This is a genomic window from bacterium, assembly GCA_035380285.1.
In the GTDB taxonomy this organism is placed as follows: domain Bacteria; phylum Auribacterota; class Erginobacteria; order Erginobacterales; family DAOSXE01; genus DAOSXE01.
Window position 1 is genome coordinate 68,766 of the sequence record DAOSXE010000008.1, and the last position, 19,006, is coordinate 87,771.

General features: G+C 65.3%; 16 protein-coding genes. 11 read left to right on the forward strand and 5 right to left on the reverse strand.

The features are described 5' to 3' along the window. The first annotated feature begins 6 nt into the window (after positions 1-6). From PLZ73_04455 to PLZ73_04475, 5 genes are all read left to right on the forward strand, one after another. Complete coding sequence (locus PLZ73_04455) at positions 7-4,017, forward strand: amidohydrolase family protein (protein ID HOO77121.1); 4,011 nt, start codon at positions 7-9, stop codon at positions 4,015-4,017. A gap of 114 nt (positions 4,018-4,131) precedes the next feature. Further along, positions 4,132-6,354, forward strand: coding sequence for a S8 family serine peptidase (locus tag PLZ73_04460; GenBank protein ID HOO77122.1), 2,223 nt, complete (start codon positions 4,132-4,134; stop codon positions 6,352-6,354). A gap of 108 nt (positions 6,355-6,462) precedes the next feature. Beyond that, the gene (locus PLZ73_04465) at positions 6,463-7,776 is read left to right on the forward strand and encodes a hypothetical protein (protein HOO77123.1); all 1,314 of its coding nucleotides are present in this window, start codon (positions 6,463-6,465) and stop codon (positions 7,774-7,776) included. Positions 7,777-7,808: 32 nt separating this feature from the next. Next, positions 7,809-8,720: a PfkB family carbohydrate kinase gene (locus tag PLZ73_04470; protein HOO77124.1), complete on the forward strand. Its 912-nt coding sequence runs from the start codon at positions 7,809-7,811 to the stop codon at positions 8,718-8,720. After that, entirely contained in the window at positions 8,710-11,118 is a 2,409-nt protein-coding gene (locus PLZ73_04475; GenBank protein HOO77125.1) for a YfhO family protein, read from the forward strand. Before PLZ73_04470 ends, PLZ73_04475 begins: the two co-directional genes overlap by 11 nt. Here the strand turns inward: PLZ73_04475 and PLZ73_04480 are convergent. Continuing rightward, positions 11,086-12,135, reverse strand: a complete 1,050-nt coding sequence (locus PLZ73_04480; protein ID HOO77126.1) for a GDSL-type esterase/lipase family protein — start codon at positions 12,133-12,135, stop codon at positions 11,086-11,088. The two genes, PLZ73_04475 and PLZ73_04480, sit on opposite strands and share 33 nt — an antisense overlap. 175 nt (positions 12,136-12,310) lie before the next feature. On the opposite strand from PLZ73_04480, the gene mgtE reads away from it, so the two are divergent. Beyond that, positions 12,311-13,648 carry a magnesium transporter gene (gene mgtE, locus PLZ73_04485; GenBank protein HOO77127.1) on the forward strand — a complete coding sequence of 446 codons (1,338 nt, stop codon included), beginning with the start codon at positions 12,311-12,313 and terminating at the stop codon, positions 13,646-13,648. Between the two features lie 100 nt (positions 13,649-13,748). Next, positions 13,749-14,660 carry a transposase gene (locus PLZ73_04490; GenBank protein HOO77128.1) on the forward strand — a complete coding sequence of 304 codons (912 nt, stop codon included), beginning with the start codon at positions 13,749-13,751 and terminating at the stop codon, positions 14,658-14,660. A gap of 32 nt (positions 14,661-14,692) precedes the next feature. Here the strand turns inward: PLZ73_04490 and PLZ73_04495 are convergent, their stop codons facing one another. Both PLZ73_04495 and PLZ73_04500 read right to left on the reverse strand, forming a co-directional pair. Continuing rightward, the gene (locus tag PLZ73_04495) at positions 14,693-15,157 is read right to left on the reverse strand and encodes a hypothetical protein (GenBank protein ID HOO77129.1); all 465 of its coding nucleotides are present in this window, start codon (positions 15,155-15,157) and stop codon (positions 14,693-14,695) included. A gap of 11 nt (positions 15,158-15,168) precedes the next feature. Then, entirely contained in the window at positions 15,169-15,429 is a 261-nt protein-coding gene (locus PLZ73_04500; GenBank protein ID HOO77130.1) for a hypothetical protein, read from the reverse strand. An 89-nt stretch (positions 15,430-15,518) separates the two neighbouring features. Here PLZ73_04500 and PLZ73_04505 point away from each other — a divergent pair, with 89 nt between their 5' ends. Next, positions 15,519-15,746 (forward strand): hypothetical protein, encoded by a 228-nt coding sequence (locus tag PLZ73_04505; protein HOO77131.1) that lies wholly within the window; start codon positions 15,519-15,521, stop codon positions 15,744-15,746. Continuing rightward, positions 15,730-16,074, forward strand: a complete 345-nt coding sequence (locus PLZ73_04510) for a nucleoside triphosphate pyrophosphohydrolase family protein (protein HOO77132.1) — start codon at positions 15,730-15,732, stop codon at positions 16,072-16,074. Before PLZ73_04505 ends, PLZ73_04510 begins: the two co-directional genes overlap by 17 nt. Before the next feature lie 61 nt (positions 16,075-16,135). Here the strand turns inward: PLZ73_04510 and PLZ73_04515 are convergent, their stop codons facing one another. Then, a complete protein-coding gene (locus tag PLZ73_04515; protein HOO77133.1) occupies positions 16,136-16,324 on the reverse strand; it encodes a hypothetical protein in 189 nt (62 codons plus the stop codon). Positions 16,325-16,467: 143 nt separating this feature from the next. Then, entirely contained in the window at positions 16,468-17,457 is a 990-nt protein-coding gene (locus PLZ73_04520) for a hypothetical protein (GenBank protein ID HOO77134.1), read from the reverse strand. Between the two features lie 87 nt (positions 17,458-17,544). Between PLZ73_04520 and PLZ73_04525 the strand changes: the two genes are divergently transcribed. Next, positions 17,545-18,099: a hypothetical protein gene (locus PLZ73_04525; GenBank protein ID HOO77135.1), complete on the forward strand. Its 555-nt coding sequence runs from the start codon at positions 17,545-17,547 to the stop codon at positions 18,097-18,099. After that, on the forward strand, positions 18,096-18,986 hold the full coding sequence (gene era, locus PLZ73_04530) for a GTPase Era (GenBank protein ID HOO77136.1): 891 nt from the start codon (positions 18,096-18,098) through the stop codon (positions 18,984-18,986). Before PLZ73_04525 ends, era begins: the two co-directional genes overlap by 4 nt. Positions 18,987-19,006: the final 20 nt, after the last annotated feature.

A 19,006-nucleotide genomic window follows, 5' to 3' on the forward strand; every position in this document is an offset into this window, starting at 1 on the left:
AGGAGTATGAACAGGTCGGCATTGGTCACCGCGGGGCTGCTGGTCTTTATGGCCGTGGTCGCCGCTTCGAGCTGGGCGGTCCCCATTTCCGATATTCAGAACGGGACCATCCCGGTGGGGTCGACGGCCACCATCACCGGGGTCGTAAACTTCGTCGATTCCGATATCGCGCAGAGTTCGGGCAATTACGATTTCTACGTGGCCGATGCCGCCGGCGCCTACAACGGCATCTGCATCTATCAAGGGGCGTACGGGGTGGATATCGGCGATTCCGTGACCATGACCGGCGAGGTGGACGAGTACAACGGCAAAACCGAGCTCAAGTCGCCCACCGCCTTCGCCATCAACTCCCGGGGCAACGTTCCCTACGCGCCGGTTGTGGTGACCGCCGCCAACTTCCAGAACACCGAGTACGACGGCTGTCTGGTCTCCCTGGAGAACGTTCAGGTGACCAACGAGGACGCCGGGAACGGCCGCTGGCAGATCCAGCCGGTCGGGGGCGGCACCGCCGTGACCATCGACGACGAACTCGACTACAACTACTTCCCCACCAACGGCGACGTTTTTGACTCCATCACCGGGATTGTCGTCCGCGACACCTCGGCTTCGCCCAACCAGATCCTCCAGCCCCGCTTCACCGCCGATTTCGCCGCCTCCAGCGACATCATCCCCAGCTACGCCCTCCACGGGACGGTGGTGACCATGGACTCCGGGTTCAACGTCTACGAGAACGCCTACATCGTCGTCGACGGCGACGAAATCGCCGAGGTGACGACGTCGCCCCCGGCGGTCAAGGTGATCGACGTCGACGGCCTCATCTTCCCCGGCCTGATCAGCACTCACGACCACCTGGCCTACGACATGTGGGACTTCATCCCCTTCACCGAAGCCCCCGATTTCGTCGGGCGCAACGAGTGGGCCGCGACCCAGATGTACTGCGACTTCAAGGCCCAGTACTCCGCCTTCGCCAGCTACTACGATCAGATCGGCAAGTTGGTCGAGGTCCGGATGGCCTCTTCCGGCTGCACCGTCACCCAATCCCAGGTTTCCAGCCGGATCAACCACAGCGACGACGGGATCGCCAAGCTCGGGATCGGGATCCTCAACGGGGAGCGCTACCCCGGCCGCTGCTACGACAAGGTGGTCGGGACCACCGACGCCAGCGATTGGGGCGACTGGCACAACGCCGCCGTCGCCGGCCGCGTCGAGCGCTATATCGTCCACCTGGCGGAGACCACCGACAAGGGCGGCGATATGATCAACCAGTGGAACGACTGGAAGTCGTTCGCTTCCTTCGACGGCTACGACACCATCATCCACGGGATCAACATCCCCGCCGCCGAATACGCGCTCTTCAACCACGGCACCGACGTCTGGGGCAACCCCCTCCAGACCGTGCTCTCCTGGGCCTGCAAATCGAACATGCTCCTCTACGACGAAACCGCCGACGTCGGCGGCGCCCTGGCCCAGGGGGCCGTGGTCGCCCTGGCTCCGGACTGGACCGAGTCGGGGATGCCCAACATGCTGGCCGAACTCAACTTCTGCCGCTGGGTGGCGTTCGAGAACGCCTGGAGCATCCAGACCCGGACCTTCGTCGAGATGGTGACCACCAACGCCGCCCACGGGTTCGGGCAGTCCGACCGGCTGGGCTCGATCGAGGCGGGCAAGGTCGCCAACTTCATGGTCATCGATAACGGTCCCGGCGACCCCTACGACGACCTGCTCATGGTCGCCGGCGGCGGCGCCGACGCCGATTACCGCTGCGGTCCCCAGGAGGTCAAGCTGACCGTGGTGGCCGGTCGCCCCATCTACGGCGACGGCGATCTGCTCACCGCCGCCAACTTCCCCTTCCTCGACCCCGCCACCATCGAAGACATCACCATCTGCTCCGCTCCCAAGAAGCTCAGCATAGCCCGCCACGCCAATATCGACGGGTACGGGTTCGACGAGCTCTTCAACGATTTCTACCTGACCCTCTGGGAAAAATATCAATTCAGCAGCAAGTACCCCTGCGACTTCCTCTCCTACGACCCCGCCGACGTGCTTCCCCCCACCCCCATGCCCACCCCGACCCCGCCCGCCGGCACCTACGTCATCATTGCCGCCGACGACGACGCCTGCGACCACAACAGCTACTTCTCCGCCGACGCCGACTATATCTACATCGGCAACCGGGGCGGCACTTCCGGGGTCTACACCGGAGGCTTCCGTTTCGAGAACTTCAACGTCCCCCAGGGAGCGACCATCACCTCCGCGGTTCTCTACATGACCCAGTACCCCTACTCCTCCAAGACCTCGATGGGGGTCACCGTCTACGGGGACAAGTCCACCAACTCCGCCGCTTTCTCCTCGGGCGACCAGCCCCACGAGCGGCCCTCGACCACCGCCACCGTCGCCTGGACTTTCCCGGCTCCCGCCTATGAAGCCACCATCACCAGCCCCCAACTGAGCGCGATCGTCGAAGAGATCGTAGGGCAGGGCGGATGGAGCGCCGGGTCGCCCCTGACCCTCCTGGTTCAAGGCAACAACCCGGCGGTGGACCAGAGGAACCGGGTGTATTCCTACAACGCCGACCCGGCCAAGGCGGCCTGGTTGGTCGTCGAGTATGACGCCGTCACCCCCACGCCCACCCCCGAGGGGTACAAGACCCCCACGCCGCCCCCGACCTCGACCCCCACCGCTCCGCCTTCGCCCACCCCCGAGGGGTACAAGACCCCGATCCCGACCCCCACGCCCTCCTACGTCAACCTCCTCCCCAACCCCAGCTTCGAGTACTGGACCGGCGGCACGCCGGACGACTGGACCCCGGTCACCGGAGCGGTCGTGGCCGAAGAAACCGGCACCGTCCATGCCGGGTCCAAGAGCCTCTCCCTGAGCGTCACCGGAACCGCCGGGACCTACGGGAAGGGGATCTACGCCGACGCCGAGCCCACCGTGGAAGGGAACACCTACACCTTCCAGATGTGGGTCTATTCGGCTTCTCCCGGTTCGATGGGGATCACCGCCAACTGGTACGTGGGCGGCTCCACCATCTACTGGGATACGGTCAAGTCGACCACGGCCAACCAGTGGGAACTTCTGACCGTCTCCTCGGTCTGCCTCGCCGGCGCCACCGACGCCCGCTGCGCCGTCCGCGGTTTCCTGGACGACGCTTTCTGCGGGTATGCCGACGACGGGGCCTGCTTCGAGGGGACCGCTCCCGTCACCCCGACTCCGGCCCCGCCCCAGGCGGGCGTGGTCGGCGATTACAACGGCGACGGCACCTCCGACATCGCCGTCTTCCGTCCCTCCACCGGCCTCTGGGCGGTCCGGTCCTTCACCCGCGCCTATTACGGGGTGTCCACGGACCGTCCCGTTCCCGGCGATTACGACGGAGACGGTTCCTGGGAGATCGCGGTCTTCCGTCCCGCCGCCGGCAAGTGGCTCGTCTACGGGGGCACCTCCTTCTACTACGGCACCGCCTCCGACCGCACGGTCCCCGGAGACTATAACGGCGACGGCACCGCCGAACTCGCGGTCTTCCGTCCCAGCCAGGGCAAATGGCTGGTGCGGGGCATGACTTCCGCCTACTACGGCGGAGCCGCCGACTTCCCGGTCCCCTCCGACTACGACGGGGACGGGGCGGACGACATCGCCGTCTTCCGCGCCGGGCAGGGCAAGTGGCTGATCCGCGACGTCCTCACCGCCTGGTTCGGAGTCTCCACGGACGCTCCGGTTCCCGCCGATTACGACGGGGACGGGGCGGACGACATCGCCGTCTTCCGTCCCGGCCAGGGCAAATGGCTGGTTCGGAACGGGGCTTCCGTCTATTACGGCGTCTCTACCGACGTTCCGGTTCCCGCCGACTACGACGGGGACGGGACCGCCGACACGGCGGTGTTCCGGGCCAACAAGGGCAAGTGGCTGATCAACAACCCCTCCGTGGCCACGATCTACTTCGGATCGTCCAACGACAGCCAGGTCACCAACCCTTACCCGGGTCCGAAACCGACCCCGTCGGTCACTCCCACCACCTGAGCGTCGAACCGGACGGGACGAATAAGGGGCGGCGGCCGCCGGGCCGCCGCCCCTTTTTTCCGCCCCGGCCCCCTCCGGCCGCATTTCGTGGTATAGTATAATCAGGAGGGGGATATGAGAATCTTGTCGCTGACAACGGTTTTCTGCGTGCTCGCCCCCGGATTGTCCGCTGCCGCCCCCTCCTCGGATCTCTCCGCATTCATTTTTTCCGCCGACGACCCGGCTCTGGTGCGCGGCACCGAGATTGCCGAAGCGTTTTTCCGAGACGGCGGGGAGGCGGGAGTGGTGGTCCTGCTGGAGAAGGGCGGGGCCGGGGGCGGTTCGGGCCCGGTTTCCCTCCGGGAGCGTCGGCTCGGGGAGGAGCGCTTCCGCGCCTTGGAGGACAAAGCCTTGGCGGTTTTCCCCCGGGGGAGTTTCCGTCTCCGCCACCGGTACTCCGCCATCCCCGGTTTTTCGGGAACGGTGAGCCCGGAAGGGTTGGAGGCGTTGCTGGCCAGCGGTCTCGCTTTCTCCGTCGAGCCGGAGACCAGGATCGAAGCCTGTCTCCGTCAGGGGCTGGCCCTGATCGGCGCCGAGCGCTACCGCAGCCGGTTCGACGGTGCGGGGGTGGCCGTGGCCGTCTGCGACAGCGGAGTCGACTACCGCCACCCCCTCCTCGGCGGCGGCGGGTTCCCCAACCTCAAGGTCCTGGGCGGATACGATTTCGGCGACGGCGACGAAGATCCCTCCCCGGGGGGATCCGCCCATGGAACCGCCTGCGCCGGTATCGTCGCCGGGGCCCGGGAGGACGTCGGGGATTATATCGGCGGAGTCGCCCCCGGCGCCGGCATCTACGCGCTCAAGATCACCTCGGGCGATTCCACCTCGGCCTCCTCCGGGGATATCGTCGCCGCCTGGGATTGGTGCGTCCGCCATCGCGACGACCGCCCCGGGCAGCCCCTACTGGTGATCACCCTCAGCTTCGGCGGGGGGAAGTTTGCCTCCGCCTGTGACGACTATTCTCCCGCGCTGACACAGGCGGCGGCCGCCGCGCGCGCGGCGGGGATAACCATCTTCGCCTCCGCCGGCAACAGCGGCTATTGCGACTCGGTCTGTTGGCCCGCCTGCGTCAGCGGGATCAATCCCGTCGGCGCCGTTTATGACGACGCCTTCGGCCCTATCGCTCCCTGCGTTTCCCAGGACAGCTGCCGCCCCGACAAAATCTACACCGACGGCTGCAGCACATCGTACTACGTTCTTCAGGAGTCGGAACCGGATCTGGTCGCCGCTTACTCCAACTCGTGGCCCCTGGCGGTTTTTCTGGCCCCCGCCGACCGGGTCCAGACCCTGGACATAGCCGGCGCCGGGGGGTATACCGACGGGGATTATTATCCCGGTTTCGGAGGGACGTCCGCCGCCTGTCCCTATGCGGCCGGGGCCGCGGCCGTGGTCCAGGGCGCCTCCGTTTTCGTCAACGGGACGGCGCTCGCGCCTTCCGACCTGGAAGCGCTTCTGTGCGCCGCCGCCGTCAAGGTGGTCGACGAGAATACGGGGCAGGCCGCCTCCCGGATCGATCTGGAGAAAGCCCTTTGCACCCTCGTCGAACCCTTTCGGGACGTGGTCGGCGATTACAGCGGGGACGGCACCGCGGACGTGGCGATCTACCGCCCCCGCCTCGGGTTATGGGTCGTGCGCGGGATCACCCGGATCTGGTGGGGCCGCTCTGGGGATGTGCCGGTACCGGGCGACTACGACGGCGACCGCACCTGGGAAGCCGCGGTTTTTCGTCCCTCCGCCGGGCAGTGGGAGATTCGGGGCGCCGGGTCGGTCTATTACGGCCGGACCGGGGACCTGCCGGTGCCCGCCGACTACAGCGGCGACGGCCGGTGCCAACCCGCGGTTTTCCGCCCCTCCACCGGAGGCTGGTTCGTGGGCGGGTCCTCTCCGTTGATTTTCGGCGGAGAGGGAGATACGCCTCTTCCGGCCGACTATGACGGCGACGGCCGTGCCGAGCCGGCGGTCTATCGGGCCGGCCTGGGCAAATGGATGTTCCCGGGATGCCCCCCGTTGTATTTCGGCAGGGAAGACGACCTGCCCGTGCCCGCGGATTACGACGGCGACGGGCGCGTGGACGTCGCCGTCTACCGGGCCCCCTCCGGCCGCTGGCTGGTCCGGGGAGTGACCGGCTGTTCCTTCGGCGCTTCCGGCGACCTGCCGGTTCCCGCCGATTACGACGGCGACGGCACCGCGGATATCGCCGTCTTCCGGTCCGGCCGGTGCCGCTGGCTGGTCAAGGATGTCCTGAGCGCCTGGTTCGGCGTTTCCGGCGATCTGCCCGTCTCCGGCAACCTTCGCTGACCGGGGGCCCGGTCCGGCCCCGGCGGAGTTATCCACAAACCTGCGGAAAGGGTGTATACTATCCAGTGAGCAATTATTCGGAAGAATCGCCACCACAAGGAGGATGGGATGAAAACGGTATTTCTAGTCGGCTGTACGATCCTCTTCCTCGCCGCTCCGGCTCTGTCGGCCGAAGACCTCCAGTCTCTCGTGGCCGCGGCCGGTCCGGACTCGGTCGTCGAGTTGGGTCCCGGTTGTTACCGGGGGCCCGTCAGGCTGGAGAAGGGGATGACCCTCTCCGGCGCCGGCGCCGGGTTGACCGTCATCGAGGGGGATAAGGTCCCGGCCGTGATCGACGCCGCCGACGGTTGTTGCCTGCGCGGGCTTACGGTCCGCGGCGGCTCCGCCGGCGTTCGCAATAACGGGGGCAGGTTGGGGGTTTTCGGGTGCGAGTTCGTCGATAACGCCGTGAGCGCGGTGTACGCCGGCGGCGGGGGCTGCATTCTGGTCAACAACCTGGTGCGGGGGAGCGGGAAACTGGGCTTTCAGCTCAGCGCCGTGGTGGCCCTGGTCGGCAACAACACCGTGGCGGAGCGGGAGACTGCCGTTCAGGCCTGGAAAGCCCCCTGGAGCTCCTTGGCGAACAATATTCTGGCTTACTCCGGCGTCGGTTTCGGACTGGAGGAGGGGGCTTCTCCCGATCTGTTCAACAACGATTTCTGGGCCAACGGCGCCGATACGTCCGCCGGGGAGTTTCTCCCGGAAAATCTTTACCTGGCGCCGGTCTTCGTCAACCCCGACTCCGGCGACTACGCGCTTTCCCCCGGCTCTCCCCTCCTGACCGCGGGGGGGGGAGCCGACTGGCTGCCGGCGCGCCTAGGGCCGCTGGTCGGCTGCGATCTTTCCCGCGACCTCGGGTTGGAGGAATGCCGGGAGATGATGGGCCTGTTGGAGCGGGAGATCATCGCCTGGAAAGGGGAGCTGGTATACGGTTTGGGCTCCGAGCCCGGCGAATTCCAGGTTCTGGTCCGCCAGGCCGGTCCCGCTTTCCGGGTAACCTCGTCCGCCGCCGGGACGGCGATCGACCGGGTCCAGGCCTGGGATGACGTTACCGACGAGGATCTGAAAAGCTCGGTGATCGAATCGGACCCGGCGGCAGTCGAAGTCAGCGGAGAGGAGGGGGGGGCGTATCCTTCGGCCCGGGGCCGCTATGTTCTCGACAGCGTCTTCAGCCGTCCCGAATCCTTTTTCCGCGGCGACGGCGGCGATCTCTGTTTCCGCCGCCAAACCAACATGCCCCTGGTCACGGTGGAGGTTCCTCGAGGGTGGGAGATATCCCGGGCGGAGCCCGAGGGCGAGACCGTTCCGGGCGGGGTTCGCTATCGCAACCCCGAACAGGAGTTGTTCGCCATCTCCTTGGATTTGATTCCTTCCGCGGAATAAACCCGGATACGCGACGGGAGGCTTTCGCGGCCATGTTCGACGCGGTGGGGATAGGGCGTTGCTGTCTCGATTATCTGGCGCTGGTGGACGGTTTCCCGGCGGAGAATTCGAAGGTGCGCGCGCTCCGGCATGCGGTTGAAGGCGGAGGACAGTCGTCGACGGCCATGGCGGCTCTTTCCCGGTTGGGGCTCGCCGCCGCTTTTGTCGGAGTGGTGGGGGACGACCCCGAAGGTGTTCTGGTTCTGGATGGTCTGGCCGCCGCCGGCGTGGATGTCTCCCGGGTGCGCGTGGCCCCCGGAATCAGGACCCCGGTTGCCCAGATCGTGATCAATACCCGCCGCCGGTCCCGAACCATCGTCTATTCGGATTCGGCCCCCCACCTCCTCGACGCCTTGCCTTGCCCGCTCGACCTGCTGGCCGGCGCCGGCTGCCTCATGGTCGATCCGTTCGGGACCGGGCTCGGTCTCCGGACGGCGCCCGGTGCGCGCGCCGCGGGTGTCCCCGTCGTCTACGACCTGGAGCACACGGCCGAAGGAGTGGGGGGGATGATCGCTGCCAGCGATTACGTCATCGGCTCCCGCGATTCGCTGGCGCTGCTGGGGCTGGACCGGCCCGAGGCGGCGTTGCGGGAGCTGATGCGCCGCGGTTGCCGGAGAGCGGCGGTCGTCACCCTGGGCGAAGAAGGCAGCGTGGGGACCGACGGAGCTTCGGTCCGCCGCCAGCGTGCCTTCCCGGTCGACGCCGTCGACACCACCGCCGCCGGGGACGCCTACCATGCCGGTTTCGCCTACGGAGTGGTTCGAGGTTGGGACCTGCCCGAGTGCATGGAGTTCGCCGCCGCGGTCGGAGCCCTGGTCTGCCGGGAGGTGGGGGGAAGAAAATCGCTGCCCACGCTGGCGGAGGTGGAGCGGCTGTTGGCCGGGAGCGGGTCCGGTGGAGCCTAGAACGGTCGTGGGCCGGAGGGAACTCCTGGGGGCGGCGCTTCTCTTGGGAGGGGCCTTGCTCCTTCTTTACGGGGACGTTTTCTTCTCCTCCGTCCGCTTGCTTTCCAGCGTGGACGGGGATGTTTCCCGTCTTTACTACTATTGGAGATCGTTCGGATTCGGGTTGTTGCGGAAAGGGGTTCTCCCCCTCTGGAACCCGGCCGTTCTCTGCGGGGTCCCCTTCGCCGCCTACCCCGAGACCTCGATTTTTTACCCCCCCAACCTGATCTTTCTGCTGGTCCCGGTCTCGGTCGGGATCAACATCTCCCTGGTGGGGCATCTCTTCGCCGCCGGGATCTTCCAATACCTGTTTCTCCGGCGCCTCCGGCTGGGTCCGCCGGCGGCCTTGGGCGCGGCGTCGATCCTGACCTTCAGCGCCCCCCTGGTGCTGCACCTGTACGCCGGGCATCTTTCCAACATCTGTACCATGGCCTGGATCCCGCTCTGGTTCTTTCTGGCCGAACTGGTACTGGGGACGCGCGGTCCCGCCGCCCCGGTTCTGCTGGGCGGCGCCTTGGGCATGGCGATCTTTGCCGGGCACTGGCAGTACGTGTTCTACGGCGGCCTCTGGCTCGGGTTGTACCTGCTGGCCCGGCTGGCCGTTCTCGGGGGCGCCGGGGCCGCGGGGCGGGTGGGGAAACTGGTTTTCGCGGCCGGCCTGGGCGCGGCCCTGGGGGCCGTCCAGTGGATTCCGGCCCTGGAACTGTCCCGGGATTCCTTCCGCGCCGGGCTCGGTTACGACTGGGCGGCCGCTTTCTCGCTTCCCCCCATCAACCTGGTTACGCTCCTCTTCCCCGGGTTTCTCGGCGACGGCGTCGGCGCGATGTACTGGGGGCGGAACCTGTATTGGGAGATGTGCGCGTTTTGCGGAATCTCGACGCTGGGGTTCGTCGGGTTGGGGTTGTGCGGCCCCCGGCGTCGGCCGGCCGTGCTGTTCCTGGTGCTGGCGCTGCTGGCTTTGCTCCTTTCCTTGGGGGGCTATACCCCCCTGCTCAAGCTCCTGTACGATCATGTGCCCGGCTTCGACCTGGTCCGGGGCAGCGCCAAGGCGCTGTTCATGGCGGTCTTTTTCCTCTCCGCCGCGGCCGCGGTCGGCATCGAGGCGTTGGGCCGGGATCTTACCCGGCTCCGCCGGGCGGCGGGGTTGTCCCTGATCGCCCTGGCGCTTCTCCCCGCGCTGGCCTCGGTTTCCTCGCCCCCGCGGCCGTGGAAAAACCTGGTCAGGGAAGAACTGGGCCGCGGCCGGCATAACGAATTCATGCCCCCCGGGTTCCCGGTCTGGTGGCGGGAACTGGCGAGGGAGACTCCGCCGGAGCGGTGGACGGAGTACGTGGGGGTGCTGGCCGCCCACCCCATGTTCCTGGGGCCGGCCTGGAGCCTGGCCCGAACGGATTTTCTCCGAGCGGCGCTGGTTTTGGCCGGATTCGGCATCCTCCTGGGGCTGCGTGGATGGTGGGCGCGTCCGGCGGCCGTGGGCCTGGTTCTGCTGGAACTTCTCAGCTGGGCGGCGGGTTTCGTCACCGATTTCGATTCCCGCCGCTGCGGTTGGGAGAGGGGGCTTGAGGGCTTTTTTCGGGACCGGGGCCGGGAGGGGCGGTACATCAGCTTCGACCCCTCCGACTATAACCGGGGGATGCTGGGGGACGCGGCCTGCCTGACCGGATCCCAGGCCGATGCTCCGCTGCGGACGTTGCGCTACCTGGCCGCCGGAGAATTCGGCGACCCCGAACGTTTCGACCTGGTGGTGGATGTGACCCGGTCATCTCCGCTCTTCGCCTTGGCGGGGCTTCGCTTTTACGTGACGCCCGGTGATATGGACGTGCCCTATCCCGGTTTCCGGCGGGTCGCCCGGGGGGGCGATAAAGCCGTCTGGGAAGGGGCCGCGTGGGACCGCTGCATCGTCTCCTCCGCTTGCGCGTTCGTCCCCGACGGGCGCTCCCTCCTGAACCGGCTGGCCTCCCCGGGCTACGACCCGCGCCGGGAAATTCTGCTGGAAGACCCTCCTCCCGCCTGGTTCGCGGCCGGTCCCGTTCCGGCCGGAAAAGTTCTCGGGGTCGAGGAAACCCCCAACCGGCTCCGGGTCCGGGTGGAGATGAGCGGAAACGGAATTCTTCTGGTCAACGACTCCTGGGCGCGGGGCTGGTCCGCCCGGGTCGACGGTCGGGAAACGCCCGTCTATCGCGCGAATTATCTGATGCGGGCGGTCTTTCTCCCTCCCGGCGCCCATGACGTGTATTTTTCCTACCGCCCCGCTTCCTTCGCGCTCGGGGCCGCGCTCACCGTCGCCGGCGCCCTTTTGCTGGTGGGAGTGCTCGCGGTATCTTGCCTAAGGGGAAGCGGGGGGGGCAAGCACGTTTGAGGGCGGACCGCCCGGGTGGGTCCGCAGGTAATCGGCGACGATCCGGGCCACGGCTCCGTTCCCGAAGGCGGTGGGGTGGGCGGAGTCGTAATGGAAGGCGGGGTAGGGGGTCAGATCGGGATAATCCGCCTTCAGCCGGTCCAGGAGGTTGATGAAGGGAAGGCGGTTCTCCTCGCAGGGCACGGTCACCACGCGGTAGTTTTTTTCGTACTCGGAAAAGCGTTCCTTGCCCTCGAACTTGGGAAAAATCAGCACCAGGGGCTCGAAGCCGAAGCGGTCGGCGAGTTTTTTGAATTCGGCCAGCCCCTGGGACACGAAATCCCCCTCGTAGTAGTATTCCTCCATCGACTTGCGGACGTCCTCTTCGTCCGGGTCGAGGGCCTTGAGCCGGACGGCGCAGAAGAGAAACAGCTTGCTCTTGGCCAGGATCCGCGCCAGGGGCTGGGTGAGCATATAGACCAGCCGATGGTTCCTGACCAGGGCGCCCCGGAAGCGCATATCCAACTCCGATTTATTCCGGTGGTCGTTGAAGCAGTACTGCAGGATCACCACGTCGGGGTGGTAGGCCAGCCCCTTTTCCTTGAGCAGTTCCACCTCGTTGATGGTGTTGTAGCCCAACACCCCGAAATTGAGGACTTCCCAACTGCGCCCGCGGACGTTTTCCCGGTTGAGCAGTTCTTCGAGCTGGCTGCAGTACGTTTCGTCGTCTTCGAGAAAAACCCCCATGGTGACTGAGTCGCCGATGCAGATGACCCGGAGCGTCCGCGGGGGCCGGGCGTCCGGCCCGCGGACCCGTCCGCGGTAGCCGGCCGGGTTGATCTCGATCGCCGTCTTCCGGTAGTAGCTGACCCCGCCGGGCTTGAGGGTGTAGCGCAGCTTCGGGTTGGTGGAAAAAACGATCCCGCTGGAGGAGATCTCGGCGGTGTCGGGCGCCAGGCCCAGAACCCGGACCGTGACCTCGAGCAGCAGCAGCGCGAAGACGACGGCTCCGGCCAGAACCATGAGGTTTTTTTTCATCTCGTTGCGCTCGTGTCGTTGAATCGGCCTTCACGTTCTACCACAGTTTTCCGGGCCACCCTACTCGAAAACCGTCTACTCCCGCACAGTGCGTGGTTCCCGTCTGTTTTGACAAGACCTCCGCGCGCTTTATACAATAAGTCCGTGCCCCGTCACTTTAGGCCCGGGAGGAACCATGGATCAGGATCGGCATTCGCTGGAGGAGGCCATCAGGGATATCCGCCTGGAAGAATCCGGGGGGAGACCGCCTCGGACTTCTCCGGCGGCGCTGGCCGAATCCTTGAGCGGCCTCGACGAGGCCCGGAAAACGGAGACGGTGGCGGCCCTGGCCCCGGCGGAAGCGGGAGAGGTCCTTTGGAAGGCGGATCGGTCGTCGCGGGCTGAAATCGTTCAACGCCTGGACGATGAGCGTCTGGGCCGGATCTGTTCCTCCGCCGCTCCCGACCGGGCCGCGGATTTTCTGCGGTTGCTCCCGCCGCGGCGGCGGGGTCGGGTTCTGCCTCTGCTTGTCCCCCGTCAGGAAAAGCTGGTGCGCAGGTTGCTGAGCTTCCCTCCCGACTCCGCCGGGGCGCGGATGTCGCCCGACGTCGTTCCCTTCGACCGGGAGATGACCGTGGACCAGGCCGTGGCCCGGATGAGGGAGCACGAGTCGCAGGGCGAGATTTTTCATTGCTACGTGGTCGACGGCTCCGGAAAGCTCTTGGGAGTGGTGCCCATGCGCAAACTTCTGACCGCTTCCGGCTCCACCCGTCTGGGGGAGATGATCCGCCCCTTCGTGGTTTCGGTGAGAACCGATATGGACCAGGAGGAAGTGGCGCGGGTGGCGACCCGGCACGTGATCTACGCGCTCCCCGTGGTGGACGAGGAAGGGAAACTGGTGGGGTCGATCACCCTCGACAAGGTTCTGAGAGTGATCCAGGAGGAGGCCACCGAGGATATGTACAAGATGGCCGGGACCGATCAGAAGGAGATCGTCTCCGAATCGGTCTTCCGGATCGCCCGTATCCGCGCTCCCTGGCTGTTCGCCAGTTGGATGGGAGGCTTGGGCGCGTCCCTGATCATCGGCGTCTTCGAAGAGTCGATCGCCCGGGTGGCCGCCCTGGCCGCGTTTCTTCCCATCGTCCTGGGCATGGGCGGGAATATCGGCACCCAGAGCGCGACGGTGGTCGTCCGCGGCCTGGCCATGGGGTATATCGACGTCAACGCCTTGGGGCGAACGGTGTTCCGGGAAATGCGGATCGGGGTGATCCTGGGGATGACCTACGGCGTCCTGCTCGGGGTCTTCGCCACCGTCCTTCATTACCGGGCGTACGGGATCAATCTCGGGTTCACGGTGGGAACGGCCATTTTCTGCTCCATGTGCCTAGCCGCGACCATGGGAACGTTCATTCCCATGCTGTTGCGGCGTTTGAACGTCGATCCCGCCATCGCCACCGGTCCTTTCGTCACCACCTCCATCGATATTCTCGGCATCGTCGCCTACTTCACCGTCGCTTCCCTCATCCTCCTCTGATTGTTGTTGAGCGTTTTTTCGGACATTTGTCCGAAAAAACGCTCAAAGACGGGAATAAAACGTCTCCTTCTACGACCAATATAGTAGCAGGAGGTGTTTCATGAATGTCGTCAAAGGATCTCACGCTCCCGGGCGCCCCGTTGTCTACCGAAGCCGAGGATTGCGGGGCGTTCTGCGCCGCAACAGAAAAGTCAGCGCTCCCTTCTTGGTTTCCCACATCACCCAGCACGCCGTGGGAGACGAGTGTTTGTTCAAAACCGCCGCCGACCGCCTGGTCTTCCTCGAATTGTTGGGGGAGGCCGCCCGGAAATTTCGGTTCAAGCTCCTGTCGTACTGCTTGATGACCAACCACGTGCATCTGCTGCTTCAGCAGGAGGAGGACAATCTCCCCCGGTCCTTGAAAGAATTGTTTTTCCGCTACTCCCGGAAGTTCAACCGGAAATACTCCCGCCAGGGCCACCTTTTTTACGACACCTACCACCAGGTGGCGTGTTGCGATACCAGCCGCCTGCTCAGCCAGTCCATCTATATCCATCTCAACCCCGTCCGCGCGGGCATGGTCGCGGATCCTGAAGATTACCCCTGGTCGTCGTGCCGGTATTTCGTCCGGCCGCTGGCCGGGACCGCTCTGGTCGATAAGTTCTTCATTCTGCAGATGTTGGGAGAATCGCCGTTCCAGTGCGCCCAGGCGTACCGGGACCTTTTGAGCGCGGCCCGGGGGGAGGAAGCGGAATCGGGCGAGGACCAGAAATTCGCGCTGCTGCTCTGGGATTGGAGGGCCCGGGGGAAACTACGCTTAACCGGAAGTGTGCCCGCCGCCGGCCTCTCCGGCGCCGGCGACGACGAGGGGTTGCTGGAATTGCTGCGCTGCGTGCATTCCTCGGGAGGGTTCAAGAGCGTCAGCCAGGCGGGGACTCGTCGGCGGCTGGTCGGCGCCCTGCGCGCCCGGGGTTATGCGCCGGGCCATCTGGCCGCGTTTCTCGGCGTGAGCGAGCGTCAACTCCGTCGTTGAGCGCATTTTCGGACATTTGTCCGAAAAGACGCTCAACGGTAACGGTCGATGAGGTAGGGGTAGGCGAGGATGACCTTCTCCGGCGGGAAGACGATTTCGGAGCGGAATCCATGCAGCGCCCGCCAGATCAAAAAATAGGTGGCTCCCCGGGCCGGGTTCCAGAGCTGGTCGGCGAATAGGTGGAGGGTGACCCCCACCGCGGCGCCCAGCAGCCAGTCGACGGGGAGAACGAATATCCAGAGGAGCCAGGTCCCCGCCGCCAGCTCCCAGGAATGCAGGGGGAGGTAGTAGCGCCGATAGATATGGTAGTGGGCGGCCTCGAAAAAGGCGTGGATTTTGATGCGGGGGCCGAAGGTGGCGACGTATTCCGTCACATGGTCCAGGTCGATCAGCACCCCGGCCAGGAAGCAGGCCAGACCCGCGGCCAGGCTCCGGGTGAAGAATGCCGTCACGGCCGCCGCCGCCGCGGAGAGGGTTATGTGCTGTTTGAGTTCCACGGCGCGGTCGGTCAGGAAGGAGAGGGGGGCAGGTTGATGCCGACCTTGTGGGCGATTTCCTCGAACTCGGTGCGGGAAATGTCGTTAAGGCCCTTTCCTCGCTTGTCCAGGTGTTCGTTGAACTTGATCGCCTTTTCCTGCATCAGGGAATGGGTATCCTCGGAACCGCCGAAGAGCCTGAAATTTTTACCCCGAGTGATCCTCAGGTGCTTGTCGGTCCCGTCCAGGCCCAACCCCAGAAGCATCGAATTTTTCGACGTATGGTCTATCATCGATCTATCGCCTTGCCTGCCCGGCGCGCCAATCTATATAATTATGCCCTCAAAACGGCGTCAAGTCAAACAACCCAAGGAGGCCGGCAATGGTCAAACATCCGGGCAAACAGCACTACGAGTACCGCAGCGACTTCGAAAAGATGCATATGTACGGGGTCAAGGATAAAGCCACCACACTGCGCGAGCTCCGGTACAGCGCCGCCGCCGCCAAAGCCAGGATCAAACAGGATGTCGCTTGGGAGAACGAAGGGTTCGTACTCCCCTCCTACTACAGCCACATCGACGCCATCGTCGATTATGTCTATTCCCACTGACAGCTCCCGAAGCCCCGGGCTGGGGGAGATGGTCGAGGCGGTCAGGGAGTTTCACCGCCGCCACGACCTGAAGGAGCGGGGCGGGGAAGAGATGCTCCACCGGATGAATCTGATGATGGAGGAGCTGGGCGAGATCTGTCAGTGCCTGACCAAAGGCAAGCCCCGGGAAGAGCTGATCGAGGAGCACGCCGACCTGCTCATCCTGCTGCTGGGCAACGCCGTCTCCCTCGATTTCGACCTGGAGAAAGCTTTCTGGGAAAAAATGGACCGGATCATGAAACGCCCCGCCCGCATGGTCGGCGGGACCGTGAGGGTTACCGAGACCTGACCGTACCGCCGGGGCTGTTCTTTTCCCGTTACTTCTGCCGCCCGAACCGCGCGCGTCGCGGTCAGGCTTTCTTATTGACCCGGTGGTTGCCTACCGCCCGGTCCCCCACGATGATCCGGTAGATGTCGGCCTGCGGCCCGGATTTGACCAGTTCGCGGCGCGCTTCCGCCGCTCCGCGCCCGCACCGCAGGCAGGTGCTGTCGTCGCTCTCGAAGAATTTGGAACAGGCAAAACAATAGAAAAAACCCATGCTCGTCTCCTTTCGGCTGAAGGCCTGAGTATGCCCGGCCGTCGACGGGTATTCGGGCTTCCGTTTATCGGGTACGGGAAATATACCACCGATGGAGCGGGAAATAAAGTTAGCGTCTCGCTCCCGCCGGCGGTTGGTCGGCCTCAGCGGGAGGAATACGCGAAGATACAGTACATACCCCCCAGGTAGAGCGCGGCGATGAGCAGGGGGATCCAGGGCGAGGATTTCGGGGGACGGGATCTCCCCAGGAAAATCCCGGCGCCCGTCGCCAGGGTGAGCAGCAACCCCAGGGCCGCCGCGGCCAGGTCGGCGTTACCTCCCTGGGCCAGGAGCGACCGTCGGCCGTAGGCGAGATCGGTCCAGAAGAGGATGGCGAGGTTGAAGATGTTGCTGCCGAGAATATTGCCCAAAGCCATTTCGGAGTGGCCCCGCTTGGCCGCGGTCAGGCTGACGGCGACTTCGGGCAACGAGGTGACCAGGGCCAGGAGCAGGGCCCCCACGAAGGTGGTTCCCCATCCGGTGATTTCGGCGATGCGGTTCCCGCTGTAGGACAGCCAGAAACCGGCTCCCACCACCGCCAGGACCGCCCCCCCCAGCTTGAGGTAGATCGCCGGGGGGAAGTCCCTTCCGGGGGGCAGCGGTTCTTCCTGTCCGGCGTGTTCGCCCCGATAGAGGGAGATCGATGCCGCCAGGTACAAGACCAGCAGGACGGCCGCGAACAGCCCCACCGGGCCCAGGGTGAAGGTGTGGCCGGCGCGGGCCAGAGCGATCCCCCCCGCCGCCGTCAACGTCATCACGCACCCGAAGAAGATCAGGTTCCGGCACGACTTCCAGTTCTGTCCGTTGAGGATGTTGAGCCCCCCGGCCGCCAGGGCGATCAGGGGGACGATGAAGATGTTGAAGGCGTTGCTGCCGAGGACGTCGCCCAGGGCCAGACGCGGGGCCTTGACGATGGTGACCGCGCCGATCGCGGTTCCCAGCTCGGGGATCGAGGTCACCCCGGCCAGCAGAATAAAGCCCAGCCAGAGCCGGGTCAGCCGGTGCTTGTCGGAGATCAGTTCGGCGTAGCCGACCAGCTGCCTCCCCCCGGCGATCACGATGACGGCGCTGATGATGAATTGAATCCAGATCACGGGCGGCGAAGAACGATAAATTTTTGTTCCGGGCGGTACACCGGCAGCTATAATAGTATCAAACGCGGTTCCCGCCAAGGTAAGTCGATGTCTCCCGACAAGAAACATTCCCCGGAACAGACCGAATTTCCCTTCATGGCCAAGGGCGCGGCCGGGTTCCTCCGTTCCCCCAGCCCTCTTTTGGACCTGGGCACGCTTCCGGCCGCGGTTCTGCTGGCGGGGGTCCGGCCCCGCAAGTGGATGGCGGCGCACGGGATCGAAACCCTCGCCGATCTGGTGGCGGTGGTGCAGAGCAAGGACCTCTCCCAGAAATGCCTGGACCAGCAGGTCAGGAACAAGCTTCAGGACGAGTTGAAGGCGTACTGGAACGGGAAACAGTACATCTATATCTTCGGGATCAACTTCGTGGGAAAGGGGGTGGAGAGAGTGCTCTGCGACCGCAAGTTGAGAAGGACCTCCATCCGCGCCCTGCGCATCTCCCCCCACCTGATCGATATCCTGGAGAGGAAGAAGATCCGCACCGTCGGGGACCTGCTGCTTCAGCCCGAGCTCCAGTGGCGCAACCCCCGTTCTCTGGGCAACCTCCTGGTGGACGAGATCCTGGTTGCCCTGGCCGAGTTCGTTCTCCCCCCGCGCTCGTGACCGGCACCGGGAAGAAGAGCGGGTTCGTCTGCCTGGTCGGGCTCCCCAACGTCGGAAAATCCACCCTGCTGAACCGCTTGGTGGGAACGGATCTGGCCATTGTTTCTCCGCGGCCCCAGACCACCTGGAACACGGTCCGGGGAATCCTCTCCGACGAACGCGGGCAGATCGTGTTCATAGACACTCCCGGCCTCCACCGCCCCGCCGACGGGCTCGGGCGCCGGATGGTCTCATCGGCGCGGCGGGCCCTGGGGGAAGCCGATCTGGTGTATTGGCTGGAGGATTGCCGCTCCGACCCCGAAAGCGCTTTGGCGAAAGTCGCCCGGCTGCTGCCCCGGGGGCTCCCGGCGTTTTTGGTTCTGAACAAGGCCGACCTGGTCCCCAAGCCCTCGCTCCTGCCCCGGCTCGAAGTCTACGGCCGCGCCGGCCGTTTCCGGGAGATCGTCCCGCTTTCGGCCCTGACCGGGGAAAACTGCGACCGTCTCCTGCCGCTGACGTTCGAATGCCTCCCTCCCGGCGAGGAACTCTTTCCCGGGGACATGCTTTCGGACCAGCCGGAAAAAGACCTGATGCGGGAGTTCATCCGGGAAAAAGTATTTCTCAACACCCGCCAGGAGATCCCGTACGCCAGCGCGGTGAAGATCGAATATGTCCGCGAGGAACCCAGGCGCCTGGTGGTCGGCGCCACTATCTTCGTGGAGCGGGAGTCGCAGAAAGGGATCGTGGTGGGGAAGGGCGCGTCCATGCTCAAAAAGATCGGGACTCAGGCCCGCGGCCGGATCGAAGCCCTGGTGGGAATGCCGATCTTCCTCGACCTGAGAGTGAAGGTGCGCCCCAAATGGCGCGGCGACGCCCGCAGCCTGACCGAATTCGGTTATCGGGATTGACGGGTTTCGGCCGGGAGTCT

Coding starts and splice junctions, on each gene's coding strand:
- PLZ73_04455 (HOO77121.1), top strand. CDS start 7: ATGAACAGGTCGGCATTGGTCACCGCGGGGCTGCTGGTCTTTATGGCC.
- PLZ73_04460 (HOO77122.1), top strand. CDS start 4,132: ATGAGAATCTTGTCGCTGACAACGGTTTTCTGCGTGCTCGCCCCCGGA.
- PLZ73_04465 (HOO77123.1), top strand. CDS start 6,463: ATGAAAACGGTATTTCTAGTCGGCTGTACGATCCTCTTCCTCGCCGCT.
- PLZ73_04470 (HOO77124.1), top strand. CDS start 7,809: ATGTTCGACGCGGTGGGGATAGGGCGTTGCTGTCTCGATTATCTGGCG.
- PLZ73_04480 (HOO77126.1), bottom strand. CDS start 12,135: ATGAAAAAAAACCTCATGGTTCTGGCCGGAGCCGTCGTCTTCGCGCTG.
- mgtE (HOO77127.1), top strand. CDS start 12,311: ATGGATCAGGATCGGCATTCGCTGGAGGAGGCCATCAGGGATATCCGC.
- PLZ73_04490 (HOO77128.1), top strand. CDS start 13,749: ATGAATGTCGTCAAAGGATCTCACGCTCCCGGGCGCCCCGTTGTCTAC.
- PLZ73_04500 (HOO77130.1), bottom strand. CDS start 15,429: ATGATAGACCATACGTCGAAAAATTCGATGCTTCTGGGGTTGGGCCTG.
- PLZ73_04505 (HOO77131.1), top strand. CDS start 15,519: ATGGTCAAACATCCGGGCAAACAGCACTACGAGTACCGCAGCGACTTC.
- PLZ73_04510 (HOO77132.1), top strand. CDS start 15,730: ATGTCTATTCCCACTGACAGCTCCCGAAGCCCCGGGCTGGGGGAGATG.
- PLZ73_04515 (HOO77133.1), bottom strand. CDS start 16,324: ATGGGTTTTTTCTATTGTTTTGCCTGTTCCAAATTCTTCGAGAGCGAC.
- PLZ73_04525 (HOO77135.1), top strand. CDS start 17,545: ATGTCTCCCGACAAGAAACATTCCCCGGAACAGACCGAATTTCCCTTC.